Below are 13,037 nucleotides of genomic sequence, written 5' to 3'. Positions count from 1 at the left end.
ATGCTTGCGAAAAACCCTTGTCCGCTGCAGCATATTGGACATCTACGCCTACTCGGTAATCATACCAACACATAATGGAGATTTATTGGTGACAGCTGCTTCCAAGAAATCATCCGCTCTGCGTGCCTCCATCGGCGTTGCAGCCCTCGTGGCTCTCGCTATTGTCTTATGGTTTGCAACAAGGCCCCCGGCGCTTTCCGTGCAGGGGGAGGTGACCGCCAACCGTGTTGACCTGAGCCCAAGGGTGGCAGGCCGTATTGCCAAACTTGCGGTCAATGTTGGAGATAACGTCAAGCAGAACGATGTTATTGCAGAACTTGAAAGCCCGGAATTGGCGGCTGGATTGCTGGCGGCCAGAGCAGCGTTGAATGTCGCCAAGGCTGATTTCGATCGTGTGAACAGCACCCGGCCCGAAACCATTGACGCGCGAAAAGCAGATGTCGCAGCGGCACAGGCTGACGTGATCCTGTATCAGGAAATATACAGGCGGCAGGCACAGCTGGTGAAGACCGGTAATTCGCCCCAACAGATGTTTGATGAGGCGACACGCAACCTTGAGGCCGCCACCCGTAAACTGGAGGCGGCCCAAGCCCAGATGCGATTGGTTGAAAAAGGCGCAAGTGACGAAGAGAAAGCTCTGTCGGCAGCGCAGGTCAAGCAAGCGGAAGCAACACTTGGCCAGCGCATCACTGATGTCGAAGAGCTGACAATTCGCGCTCCGATCTCCGGACAGGTCACTACACGTGTTGCCGAGTTGGGGGAAAACTTTAGCGCCGGAGCTCCGCTCTATTCGCTTATCGATCTCAACGATCTCTGGTTCACCTTCAATTTGAGGGAAGATCTGCTTGCCGGGCTCAAAGTTGGTGACACGTTCGAGGTCTCCATACCGGCCCTTGGTTCAAAGGCCCTTACGGTCAGTGTTTCGACCATTAATGTCCAGGGACAATTTGCGACATGGCGCGCCACCCGCGCTACCGGCGATTTTGACCTGCGCACTTTCGAGGTCAGAGCCAAACCGGTAGTGCGCGTGGGTGGGCTGCGCCCGGGTATGAGTGTTATCGTCGCCTGGAACCGGCAGGCCAGCTGACATGACTGGCGTGGGTCGCATCAGACCGGGCTTTTGGTTGGTATTTTGCAGAGAATTTACCTGGCTGCGGCGTCGGCCTTTTCTGTTGTGTCTGACAACAATTGTCCCGTTGATCCTGATAGGAGTACTGACGCTTACATTCAGCGCCGGGCTTGTGACGCACCTGCCCATTGCGGTGCTTGATCTTGATGGCACAGAATTGTCCCGTCAGGTGATCCGCACCGTCGATGCGACGCCCGATTCAGCTGTCGCGATGCGCGTGACCGACCTTGCAGAAGGCAAGCACGCAATCTTGTCCGGAAAAATCTATGGGCTGCTTCTGCTGCCCCAGAATCTGGAGCGAGACGTTTTTGCGGGACGTCGCCCCGAGGTGGTGTTCTTCTACAATAACCAACTAATGACCCCGGGAAGTCTTGCCGCTCGTGGTATCAACAATGCTGTTCCGGCGGTAGAAGGCGCGGTAAAGGTATCTTTAAGAACAAGCCGGGGCATTGCCCCAGAGGCAGCACAACAGGCAATCACACCGATACCTGTGCAGATGCAGACGCTGTTCAATCCGACCCAGAATTACGCGCATTTCCTTTTGGCAAGTGTCTTGCCAGCCGTGTTGCAGATTGTGATCGTGTTGTCATCTGCATACGCTGCCGGTCTCGATACAGAAACAACGCATCGCCTGCGCATCCTGCGCCGCCTCGGTCATGGTCTGTGGCCAGCAATGGTTGGTAAAATTTTGCCCTATACCTTGTTGTTTTTGGGCGTGTTGGGCGTCGCCGATGCTCTATTGTTTGGTACTTTGGAACTGCCGTTACGCGGCAACCCATTTCTCTTGCTTGCCGCAGGAACACTTTTCATCCTGGCTTGCCAATTCTATGGCTTAGTGCTTGCCCTGTTTATCAAACCGGTGGCATCCGCAATCAGCCTGGCGACATTGATTGTCTCTCCGGCATTCGGTTTTATGGGTATTGGATTTCCTCGCCTTGGCATGAATGCATTTGCCTATTGGTGGGGAGCTACATTGCCAGGCACCTGGTATCTGACGGCCCGTGTTGATCAGACGGTAAGGGGAACTCCCTTTGATCTCTCGCTTCATCCCATTCTGGTGCTGTTGGCATTCGTTATTGGTCTCGCGCTAGTGGCTGGAGTGAAGCTTGAGTTTGTGCGCCGGGAAACCGAGCGCCACAAGCGAGATGTACGTGCGGTGGGGATCGGGACATGAGCGGGGTAGTCGGTGTCTATCGCCATGAACTGAAGCGGATATTTGAGCTCAAGGCGATCTTCTCAACACTCTTTGTAGCAGCATTGATTTATGCTGTTTATTATCCGCAACCGTATCGAAACGAAGCATTGCGCGACGTACCTGTCGCGATCATCGATCTCGATGGTACAACGTCCAGCCGCGAGCTCGCGCGACGCATCGATGCCTCATCTGACGTGGCCGTGGCCATGGTTCTACCCGATTTGGCAACTGCCGAACGAGAAGTCTTCAAACGCACTCTTTCCGGCGCCGTTGTCATCCCGCTTAATTTCGAGCGTGATCTTTTGCATGGTCGCTCCTCGCCAATCTCGCTCTATGCAGACTCCAGCTATTTCCTGATCTACTCACGGGTAGCTGGTGCTGTGACCGGCGTAACGCGCGCCTACGGTGCGGAGGTTGAAACAGCACGTCTGATAGGGCTTGGCATCAACCCGGTGGTGGCTGCATCGGCGGTAGGTCCTATGCCGCTTGTCTCCATTCCACTCTTCAATCCGCAGAGCGGCTACGCGACTTATATACTGCCAGGAGCCTTTGCAATTATCATGCAGCAAACGCTGCTGATTGCAGTATGCCTGCTCGCGACAATTTCCGGTAAGCCGGGCGGTGCAGATCCTGACGTATCCAGTGCCAGCGCAGTATCCTCAGTGCTCGGCAAGCTCGCTGCCTATCTGACAGTGGCAATGGTGATCGTGCCATTTTATTTCATTCTCCTTCCTTATTTCTATAACATTCCGCGATTGGGATCGATCGTCGTCATTCTCGTTGCGGCGATACCCTTCGTCCTTTCCGTCAGTGCACTCGGTCTGGTCCTTGGATCGCTGTTTCGCTCCCCTCTTGCTGTGCAACTCACTGCCGCCGCACTTGGCATGCCTCTGTTTTTTCTCTCTGGCTTTTCATGGCCTATTGAGGCAGTCCCTCCAGTCCTTCGCGCTTTATCCCAACTCATCCCCGGCAGCATTGCTATCGCCGCCATGACTCAGGTGGTGGAAATGGGTGCTTCGATTGCCGACATTCGCAACCAATTTCTTGGGCTGTGGGTGCTCGCTCTGGGGTACACGATGCTTGCCATTCTGCTGGAATGGCGCAGAAGACGTAAGTCCATATCCGCGGTGTAGTCTTCGGAGCGACAGTGCATTGGATGCGGCGCGCTCCCGTTCAGGATCGAAGTCCTTACGTACCCGGATACTCCGTGGCACACTAATACATAGGAAAACGACCTGCGCAGCGTTGTCGTCAAATGCAAAATCTTCCGGCCGTTCCATGAGCTATGATGGCCGCATCGCACACAATACAATGCTCGGGCCTCATGAAGACCTACAGAAAGCCGGGCTATCCTCCTATCATTATCTGGGCAACCGGTTGTGTCTTGATGACAACATCATCCCGCCTTTGGGAAAGCCCGTTCAGTACGGGCATGAACTGGTACTCACTGCGATATCATTCTATGGCTGTTAGGGACGCCTATTCACTGCTCCAGGCGACCAAGCCGCAGACGCTTTCATTCTCCCTCTTAGATAGCCAGATCCGTTTGCTGGGTTGGATAGCTGAAAAATTCGCGAGCTGGTCCGACTGTGACGGCGACCTGGAGACGGTAATATCAGCTGATGAGTTACTGACGAATGTATCAATCTACTGGTTTGGAAACACCATCGACTCGTCCCTTCGGATGTATGAGGAAAATCGGCTGCGGCCTTTTTCGTTTCCCGATGTTTCCAACGTACGCGTGCCGATGTCGTTCGCACGTTTCCCGAAGGAACTACCGACCTCACCCCGTTCATGGGTCGAGCGAGTATTCGATATGCATCGATGGACAGATATGGCGAAGGGCGGGCATTTCGCCGCGCTTGAACAGCCCGAACTGTTAGTCCGCGATATTCAAGATTCATTTCGCGCGTCTGGCGTGCCGCCACACTGCGCTTAACCAGGAGACGTGAATTGTCCCTATTTCAACATGTTAGCGTTGCAGTAAAAAATGAAAGGCTGTGAAGCGTACCAATCTCGATTTTTGGGATGCACCGCTGCCAACTGGGAGCGCATAAACGGCAGCTTTCGAGATCGTCAGAATGTGTTTGAATGACCATTATGGGGCCAAGAACTGTCAACCGCTCACAGAGCTTCCCCGGCAGCTATTTCTCTTAATTCGACAAAAGCTGCCCGACCGCTCCCGGCCCCATCCCGGTCATTCGGTTTAATTGGCTCCGTATCAGTTCGGCTGCAATGACGAACAGATCTGCCCAGGAATTATCACACTCGCCTACCAATTCCCGATGATCGGTGTGAACCAAAGGATGACACCCTATTAGCAGCCTGACTTGGAATATCCACCATGAATGGAATGGAACCTACCCCCTCCGAATTGAAATGCGGCTACGAAACGCAAGTTATGGATTTGACCGGCCACCCCCCTTTAGCCAGACGGGAGAACCTCCTGGTTCACGGCTCTTGCGCACCAGTCGCATTTACAAAAATTGAATAAAGGGATTTTGTGGCGGTAATAAACAGCCGGTTACGGCGAGGACCGCCGAAAGTGAGATTGGATACTGTTTGCGGTATCTTAATCTTACCGAGCAGCACGCCGCCAGGGCCAAAACAATGGATTCCATCTGCGGCGCTTGACCAAAGGTTGCCATCCACATCAACCCGCATACCATCGGGTATCCCGTTATCGATGTGAGCGAACACCCGGCCATTGCTCAACGTTTTTCCATCCACAACATCAAAGACGCGGATATGTCGCGGCGCACCTTCCGTGTGACTTGCACCGGAATCGGCGATGTAGAGCAGACGTTCGTCAGGCGAGAACGCCAGTCCGTTTGGCTGGAGAAAATCGGATACCATGATGGCAATATCTCCTGTTGAAGGATCCAGCCGATAGACATTGCGCGAAGGCTGCTCGGGATCAGATTTATAACCCTCATAATCGGAGAGGATTCCATAGGTGGGATCAGTAAACCACACCGAGCCGTTTGAATGGACAACGACATCGTTGGGTGAGTTCAGACGCTTGCCAAGATAGCGATCCACCAGAACGGTTATAGTTCCATCTGGTTCTGTCCTTGTTACCCGACGCGAACCATGCTCACACGATACGAGGCGTCCCTCCCTGTCGCGCGTATTGCCATTTGTGAAGTTCGACGGCGACCGAAAAACCGTAACTGCGCCGTCGGGTATCCAGCGCAGCATTTTCTGGTTCGGTATATCGCTCCACAACAGACAATTGCTGTCGCCAAACCAAACAGGCCCCTCTGCCCAGCGGCATGAAGAATACAACTCTTCAAGCTCGGCGTTGCCAATAATCAGAGAGCTGAAGCGTTGGTCATGGATTTCATAAAGCGCGGCATGGGTAATTTTCACGGTACACCAGTTTAACGTTGTTCAGAATTGCGACCACCGGCAAGCACGATAACACCGATGATAATGGTACCTGTCATAATCAGGCGAATACCGGCATCGAACCCATAGGTATTGAGCATGGACACGACCAGAAACATGAACAGTGAGGCGCCCCAGATGCCGGGTACGTTGGAATCTCCGCCACCAACGGCTGTACCACCAATCACCACAACTGCGATCGACATGAGAAGATATTCGGACCCCATATTGAGGGCAGCGCCGCCCGAGAAGTTTGCGAGCAGATAACCGCAGACCGACGCCAGAACCGCACAGAGTACATAGGTGGCAATGCGAACACCGTCGACGGGAATGCCGGTCATGCGGGCAGCCGATATGCTTTGGCCAATTGCCGATGCCCAACGGCCGTAAACAGTCCTTTGCAGAAGCAGGTAGGCCACAACGGATAGAACCAGTGCGACCCAGGCAACATTGGGAATTCCCATGGTCATGGCGGTCGTGAAATCGGCGAGAGCGGACGGAGGTTTGATGCGCAAGCCACGGTTGGTCCAGATTGCCGTGGACTGTACGATGAAGCTCATCGAAAGTGTGGCAATGATCGGCGGAATGCGTAATAGTTTAATCAGACCATAATTGCCGATTCCGACCGCGATACCGATTGCAATCGCCACCAGCAAACCGGGCACAATCATAGAATTGTCAACATTCATGACCTTCAGGGCAACTGTGCCAGCCAAAGTCATGGTCGCGGGAACGCTGAGATCAATATTGCCCGGTCCTAACGTGATGACAAACATTTGGCCGATGCCAACAATTATAGAGAACGCCGCAAACGTCAGCGCCGCTTGGCTGAGACCAAGTGTACTGGCACCGCCGGTGAACATGATCGTTACAAACCAGACGATTGCAGCCGCAACAAACGACCATATCCATGGTTTACGAAACAGAAGCGTGATTATCGTCATGAAGCTTTTCCCCGCTTTTCAAGTCGGTTGAACAGCAGTCGAAGGCCCAGAACGAGAACCAGGATTGCACCCTGCGCGCCAATTTGCCAATCCGGCGAGATACGCAGGAATGATAGGAACGAACCTGCCAGTGTCAACGTCAAGGCGCCGATGACCGCGCCAATCGGCGAGACCCTTCCACCTACAAATTCTCCGCCGCCCAAAATAACGCCGGCGATGGAAAGGAGTGTGTAGCGCAGAGCTATATTGGCGTCGGCCGACGTGGTCAGACCCACCAACGCGATCCCGGCAAGAATGGCAAAGAATGCAGCCAGCGCATAAATGGTGGCGCGGGCCCGGATAATTGACCAACCTGCCCGCTCGACGGAACGGGCGTTGCCCCCGACACCTCGCAAGACCACACCAAACGACGAGCGCATGATCAGGTAGTGGGCACAAAGTGCGATAACAATGCTGGCAATAATAGCTATCGGAACAATGGGTGGTTTGGACGTCATGAGCGCTCGTGCCCATATGGGCGCCTGACCACCCGGTGCAGGCAGGATCAGAACCGCCAAGCCACTCCACACAAAACTCATCCCTAGAGTGACAACAACAGACGGCAGGTTCCTCACATAGATAAGAACTCCAAGCGCTCCATATACGAGTATTGCTGCGCCAAGGATCAAGAGTCCGAGCAAAGGATTTGTGTTGAGGAATGTCGCTACAACACAGGCGATAAAGCTGACGAATGTCCCCATTGAGAGGTCAAGATCGTTGACGGTCATGATTAGCATCTGCGCGATTGTCGCAAGCGCAATCGGCACGGCGAGATTGAAAAGTAGATTCAAGCCGGTGTAGCTCATCGCCCTCGGCTGCAGGTAAAAAATGACAATCAGCAGAATGGCGAGTGATAATGCAGGAATTAACAAACGGGCCGCATCTCGCGTGAACAAACTTCTCATGCGGCGGCACCCATGAATGACGCGGCCAAAACGTTCTTTTCAGTGACGTCACCACCTGAAAGTTCCGCAACCATGATACCATTGTTAAACACATAGACGCGATCACACAGGCAGATCTCATCCATTTCCGTGGAGTACCAGATGAATGTGCGTCCATTGTCCGCTTCCGAACGCAGGATCGAATAAACCTCCTGCTTGGTACCGATGTCGACGCCTCGCATTGGATCATCCATCAGAACAACGGATGCCTGTGTCGCCAGTGCACGAGCGAATAACACTTTCTGCTGGTTTCCACCCGATAGCGAAAGAATACGATTTTCAGTATCCTTGGTACGAATTTCGATCCGTGATTTCCAGGATTGAACCAGTTGCACCTCACTTGCGTGATTAACAACGCCATAGGATGAAAGATCCGTCAGACTACCAATGGACAGATTCTTCAGGATGCTCCAGAGCGGAAATACGCCGTTCAGCGTACGGTCTCCAGCTACAAAGGTGACCCGTGGTGTCCGCTCACGCAGCCAGCTGCCACTGTGCCTAAAATAAAGATCAATCAGCGTTTCTGTCTGGCCGTGGCCACCCAGCCCCGCCAGACCAATGATCTCTCCCCTGTGGGCCCGGAACGCAAGCCCCTGCCCCTGGCGCTTGGCCGCCGAAAGAACGGGCTCATCATTGCTGGCGACCCGCGCTACTCGAGCGGCAGGTGCCTTCACCACGCTGCCCATGATTTCAACGAGACCATGTTCGGTGAATTCTGACGCAGGCTTAGTTGCTACCACCTTGCCATCCTTCATGATCACGATGCGATCGCAGGTCGAAAGGATTTCGCCAAGAATGTGCGATATAAAAATCACCGAACCACCGGCTTCGACGAAGGTTCGCACATAGTTCAAGAGTTGTGCCGCAAGACCCGCATCAAGCGATGATGTGGGCTCGTCCAGAATGATTAACTTCACTTTTTGTGCCACTTCGGAAAATGCGGTGGCAATTTCAACCATTTGCCGCTCCGCAATCGTCAAGTCGCCGACAAGCGCGCTTGCCGAAATATGGTGGCCAGGGAAAATCTCGTCGAGCTTGGCACGAACAACTGCGCCTGCCTGTTTGCGCCAGCCCCAACCTTTCAGACTATGGTGCATGACACGTGTATTCTCGGTGACCGTAAGATTCGGACAGAGCGAAAGCTCCTGAAAAACGCAGCGGATTCCGTGATCGCGCGCAACCTTGACACCGTAGTTTCCAACCGGCCGTCCACTGAGCGCGATGCTACCTTCATGCGGCGTAAGACCACCATTGATTACATTGACGATCGTGGATTTGCCTGCACCATTATGTCCGACAAGCCCCACACATTCACCGGGTTGGATAGCAAGCGTTACCCCATCCAGCGCTTTGACCGCACCAAAACTAACTCTGGCATTGATCACATCAATTACAGCATTCTGCACATCAGCCGTCATACCGGAAATCCTCAATATGGTAGAGAAGCTGCCCGACAATCTCGTCAGGCAGCGCTGGCCCTGTCAAAAGGACAAATCTACTTGGCAGATGAGATCACTTTCTGCGTATCTGCGAGTGAGTATTCCACGTTGGCCACGCCCCCCTCCTGCGTTGTGGCCAGACTTGCTTCCAGCTTGTCCTGATCAATCTGGAGCAAYGGTACAACCAGATCTTTTTTTACTTCCTTGCCATCCAGTATCTGCTGGGCAACCCAAAATGCCAGCGTCGATACACCGGAAGCGATCGAGACCGACATGGTTTCGTATTTGCTGGCGTCCTTCTGCTTTTTCCACCAGACGAGTTCATCCTGCCGATTACCCATCACGATGACCGGCATTGGGCGTTTGGCCGCCTCGAATGCCTGTGCCGCACCATAGCCATCACCGCCCTGCGTGACGACACCCGCAATTTCGGGCAAGCTTGGGAGAATGCCCGCAACAGCCCGCTGGGCGACATCTTGCGCCCAATCACCATGCACAGAACCGGCAATCTTGAATTGTGGAAACTGCGTCACACCCTCGTGGATACCTGCGGATATCTCGTCATCCACCGAAACACCGGCCAGCCCGCGTATTTCCAAAAGATTACCACCAGACGGGATTTTCTTCGAAAGATATTCAACCTGTTTGCGGCCCATTTCCTTGAAATCCACCGCAATACGCCAAGCGCAGGGCTCAGTTACAATTCCGTCGAAGGAAACGACTACAATACCCGCATCGCATGCTTCCTTGACCGCGCCATTCAAAGCCGTCGGCGATGCCGCATCAATAACAATAGCGTCATAGCCCTGCAGGATCATATTCTGAATCTGTGCGGCCTGTTCTGTCGCCTGATTTTCCGCCGTGGTGAAAGGGTCCGCGGCGGCAACAATGCCGCTCTTGACTGCTTCACCTGTCACTTTTGTCCAACTGGTCAGCATTGCCTGCCGCCATGAATTACCGGCATAATTATTCGACAGAGCAATTTTCTTGGCTGAAGTATCAGCAATTGCCAGATTTGGAACCGCGGCACATACGAATACAGCCGATGCCAAAAAGATATTGGTAAGTTTCATTATTTTCTCTCCCCATACACATTTGTCATTCCGACTGACCTTTGTCCGGAGTATACTCCACACAAGGCTCCTCCAGTCGAATTCTTCTCCCAACACCCTTACAAGATGAGATACGCTGTCGGGCTTGTACAGGCGCTTTAAGGCAGGCATTTTGCGGGTTGTGCCGCAAATCATGCGGGATCGCGCAAGACGAACGGATCAAGCCTAGCGCCTAATACGGGAGCACACCTGCTATGCGTCGCACCGGTCGATGGGAAAATGAGATTTCAGCAGGAGACACACATTGTTGAAGTTGGCACGGGCAGCACTTCTGGATCACTATATTGGAATTTCGCGACTATTGGCTGGCCAATTGGAGTTCCACTCAGCTATTCGTGCAGTTGCAGCAGAAATCTCCCACATCATTCCTCACAACCATCTTGATGTTTGCATCATCATGCATGGTGGAAAATATCACACGGCCTATGAATCAGGACTGCAAACCGCTTGGGGAAATCATCCACCGGCCTTGGTATCGGCAAGTCCTATCCGGGCTCTTTTCTGGGGCAAGGTGTCGTATTTGCTGACTGAAGACGCACTGGTTGATCCACGATTTAACTTTGCAGGAGCTTTCATACAGCCCGCCTTCGAACACCGATTGAAGAGCCGTATCCATGTACCATTGACGGTCGAAGGCGATATTATCGGCGCACTTAGCTGTTCCTCGTGTGAACCAGCTTTTTACACAATGGAAGATGTAGAAAACGCACGGTCCATCGCTGATCTTTTATCGGCGTACTTCTTTGCACTTCGCGCCGCTGAACAGGCACAACAATCCGCAATCATAGAAGCAGAAACAAAGGTCCGCGAAGAGGCATTACGCCTTGGCGCGCTGGATCTCACTCAAGCTCTGGAACGAGAACGCCAGCGTATCGGCATGGATTTGCACGATCAAACACTGGCTGATCTGACCCGGCTTGCGCGCAGGCTCGAGCGTCTGACACGCGAGCAACATGTTTCGGGCGAAGAACTGGAGCCTCTGGTTCTAAGCCTGCAGCAAAGCATGCACGATTTGCGGCAGATTATAGAAGAGGCAAAGCCATCCGTACTTCAGCTTTTTGGCTTCGGCCAAGCTGTGGAGAACCATCTCGACCGATCGGTGCGGGACAGCGGATTGGGGCTTCTTCAAGAGTTAATTGACGAGACCGGTGGTCTGATCGACCGTCTCGACCAGAGTGTCTCCATTGCGCTCTTCCGCATCACACAGGAGGCTATCAACAATGCCATACGTCACGCCCATGCTAGCCGGATTGTTGTGCGCCTATTTGAACAAAGCGGCGGCATTTCGATTGAAGTGACCGACGATGGATGCGGCCTCAAATCGCGCCAACGTACTGGTGGTGGCATCAACAATATGAAAACACGAGCCCGATTAATCTCGGCAAAATTTTCTGCTGCTTCAAACAAGGACAACTTGGGAACCCGGGTTAGTGTTCACTTGCCATTGGCCGTTTTGCGCGAAATGAAGCTTTGATGAGGGAAAAATGAAAGTTTTAATTGTCGAGGATGATCCGCTCCACCGGTCCTATCTGCACGAAGCAGTGAAGGCCGCCTTGCCGGAATGCAACACCGTACTTGAGGCGGATAACGGTTTGATTGGTGAGAAAATGGCACGAGACAACAAGTCCGCTCATATCGTCATTGATCTCCAGATGCAGACCAGAAACGGGATCGAAGCCGCACGCACGATCTGGAAAGAGCGCCCGGACACACGCATTCTGTTCTGGTCGAATTATTCCGACGAAGCCTATGTACGCGGCGTAGCACGCATTGTCCCCGATGGTGCCGCTTATGGTTATGTGCTGAAATCTGCCTCTGATGAACGATTGAGACTGGCACTACGCAGCATCTTCGTCGAAGCCCAATGTGTTATTGACCGAGAAGTGCGCGGCATGCAGCAAAAAAGCCTTGCGCCACTAAAGGGTGTCAACGAAATCGAGTACGAAATCCTCGTCGACGTCGCCCTTGGATTGACCGATCGGGCCATTGCCGACCGCCGCAACCTTTCCTTGCGCAGTGTCCAGAATCGGCTTCAGCAGCTATATGAGAAACTTGACGTTTATCAAATGTCACGGGACGATCATGACGGACGATTCAACCTTCGTGCCCGAGCCGTTGCAGTTGCCTTCATGCGCAAACTGATCAATTTCCATGGATTGGAGCGTTCCGAAATTGAGTTGAACGAGTGGCTTGATTCACACTGATTGGCACTTCTGCGCGAACCCAATGAATCACATTCAATTCAATGCAATCGCCTAAGGCAGCGGTGTGCTCGAAATCTGGTCCGCTTGTCCCTAACCCAATGAATTTCAACGCTCACTGATGGTCGTTTAATATTGTTTCTATTATATTAATTGTCCTATCACGCATTTATTACGGTAATAGCTTCATCGCTATGGACTACTACAACTCTGTAGCCATCAGACACTTGTTAGCTCCACCATCTCATAAGGTCGATTGCGATCTATGACCGTGCTGAGGGTCAATTTGTTTGATATTGCGCGCTTGCTCGCCACTACAGCTCTGTATTTGTTCAATGTTTTGGGCGTTCCCCTCCCCTACCCACTAACCCATCGTGCCGCCGCTCGCGCCTTATCGGCATATATAACTGTTCGTTTCCCAATAACTTATGTGTTTGTACAAAACCGCTTATGACGAAGATAATGGGTCGATACAATTCGATTTTATCGACCCATATTCGAAAACTGTCACTCCCATCGACACTTTATGCCGACGACGGTAGTTCTTTTAATGGGTTCCACCATTTCACGCCCATTGGATCAAAATGCTTTTCGTTGGCGGTTAACACTGTTAAGCCATTGGCATCCGCTGTAGCTGCAACGGC

At 52.8% G+C, this 13,037-nt stretch carries 11 protein-coding genes; 6 read left to right on the top strand and 5 right to left on the bottom strand.

Going from position 1 to position 13,037, the window contains the following annotated elements; all coding sequences use genetic code 11:
* Nucleotides 1-88 precede the first annotated feature (88 nt).
* From AB4Y96_RS12980 to AB4Y96_RS12965, 4 genes are all read left to right on the top strand, one after another.
* A complete protein-coding gene (locus AB4Y96_RS12980) occupies nt 89-1,087 on the top strand; it encodes an HlyD family secretion protein (RefSeq protein WP_441917843.1) in 999 nt (332 codons plus the stop codon).
* A 1-nt stretch (nt 1,088) separates the two neighbouring features.
* The gene (locus tag AB4Y96_RS12975; protein ID WP_441917841.1) at nt 1,089-2,303 is read left to right on the top strand and encodes an ABC transporter permease; all 1,215 of its coding nucleotides are present in this window, start codon (nt 1,089-1,091) and stop codon (nt 2,301-2,303) included.
* On the top strand, nt 2,300-3,457 hold the full coding sequence (locus AB4Y96_RS12970) for an ABC transporter permease (RefSeq protein ID WP_441917839.1): 1,158 nt from the start codon (nt 2,300-2,302) through the stop codon (nt 3,455-3,457). The genes AB4Y96_RS12975 and AB4Y96_RS12970 overlap by 4 nt, the downstream gene beginning before the upstream one ends.
* A gap of 254 nt (nt 3,458-3,711) precedes the next feature.
* Nucleotides 3,712-4,263 carry a hypothetical protein gene (locus AB4Y96_RS12965; protein ID WP_441917837.1) on the top strand — a complete coding sequence of 184 codons (552 nt, stop codon included), beginning with the start codon at nt 3,712-3,714 and terminating at the stop codon, nt 4,261-4,263.
* A gap of 512 nt (nt 4,264-4,775) precedes the next feature.
* On the opposite strand, the gene AB4Y96_RS12960 is transcribed toward AB4Y96_RS12965, so the two are convergent.
* The 5 genes from AB4Y96_RS12960 to AB4Y96_RS12940 form a co-directional block, all read right to left on the bottom strand.
* Nucleotides 4,776-5,690 carry an SMP-30/gluconolactonase/LRE family protein gene (locus tag AB4Y96_RS12960; RefSeq protein WP_441917997.1) on the bottom strand — a complete coding sequence of 305 codons (915 nt, stop codon included), beginning with the start codon at nt 5,688-5,690 and terminating at the stop codon, nt 4,776-4,778.
* Nucleotides 5,691-5,707: 17 nt separating this feature from the next.
* Nucleotides 5,708-6,658 (bottom strand): ABC transporter permease, encoded by a 951-nt coding sequence (locus AB4Y96_RS12955; RefSeq protein WP_441917835.1) that lies wholly within the window; start codon nt 6,656-6,658, stop codon nt 5,708-5,710.
* Nucleotides 6,655-7,602, bottom strand: coding sequence for an ABC transporter permease (locus tag AB4Y96_RS12950; protein WP_441917833.1), 948 nt, complete (start codon nt 7,600-7,602; stop codon nt 6,655-6,657). The genes AB4Y96_RS12955 and AB4Y96_RS12950 overlap by 4 nt, the downstream gene beginning before the upstream one ends.
* A complete protein-coding gene (locus AB4Y96_RS12945) occupies nt 7,599-9,059 on the bottom strand; it encodes a sugar ABC transporter ATP-binding protein (protein WP_441917831.1) in 1,461 nt (486 codons plus the stop codon). The genes AB4Y96_RS12950 and AB4Y96_RS12945 overlap by 4 nt, the downstream gene beginning before the upstream one ends.
* Nucleotides 9,060-9,136: 77 nt before the next feature.
* Nucleotides 9,137-10,153, bottom strand: a complete 1,017-nt coding sequence (locus tag AB4Y96_RS12940) for an ABC transporter substrate-binding protein (RefSeq protein ID WP_441917829.1) — start codon at nt 10,151-10,153, stop codon at nt 9,137-9,139.
* 283 nt (nt 10,154-10,436) lie between these two features.
* On the opposite strand from AB4Y96_RS12940, the gene AB4Y96_RS12935 reads away from it, so the two are divergent.
* Nucleotides 10,437-11,666: a sensor histidine kinase gene (locus tag AB4Y96_RS12935; protein ID WP_441917827.1), complete on the top strand. Its 1,230-nt coding sequence runs from the start codon at nt 10,437-10,439 to the stop codon at nt 11,664-11,666.
* Nucleotides 11,667-11,676: 10 nt separating this feature from the next.
* Complete coding sequence (locus tag AB4Y96_RS12930) at nt 11,677-12,396, top strand: response regulator (RefSeq protein WP_441917825.1); 720 nt, start codon at nt 11,677-11,679, stop codon at nt 12,394-12,396.
* Nucleotides 12,397-13,037: the final 641 nt, after the last annotated feature.

This window comes from Phyllobacterium sp. TAF24, from assembly GCF_052113785.1.
Classification (GTDB): Bacteria; Pseudomonadota; Alphaproteobacteria; order Rhizobiales; family Rhizobiaceae; genus Phyllobacterium.
Note: the sequence above shows the minus strand (reverse complement) of the source record. Positions and strands in the feature narration are given on the sequence as shown.

Coding starts and splice junctions, on each gene's coding strand:
- AB4Y96_RS12950 (WP_441917833.1), bottom strand. CDS start 7,602: ATGAGAAGTTTGTTCACGCGAGATGCGGCCCGTTTGTTAATTCCTGCA.
- AB4Y96_RS12955 (WP_441917835.1), bottom strand. CDS start 6,658: ATGACGATAATCACGCTTCTGTTTCGTAAACCATGGATATGGTCGTTT.
- AB4Y96_RS12930 (WP_441917825.1), top strand. CDS start 11,677: ATGAAAGTTTTAATTGTCGAGGATGATCCGCTCCACCGGTCCTATCTG.
- AB4Y96_RS12975 (WP_441917841.1), top strand. CDS start 1,089: ATGACTGGCGTGGGTCGCATCAGACCGGGCTTTTGGTTGGTATTTTGC.
- AB4Y96_RS12945 (WP_441917831.1), bottom strand. CDS start 9,059: ATGACGGCTGATGTGCAGAATGCTGTAATTGATGTGATCAATGCCAGA.
- AB4Y96_RS12965 (WP_441917837.1), top strand. CDS start 3,712: ATGACAACATCATCCCGCCTTTGGGAAAGCCCGTTCAGTACGGGCATG.
- AB4Y96_RS12970 (WP_441917839.1), top strand. CDS start 2,300: ATGAGCGGGGTAGTCGGTGTCTATCGCCATGAACTGAAGCGGATATTT.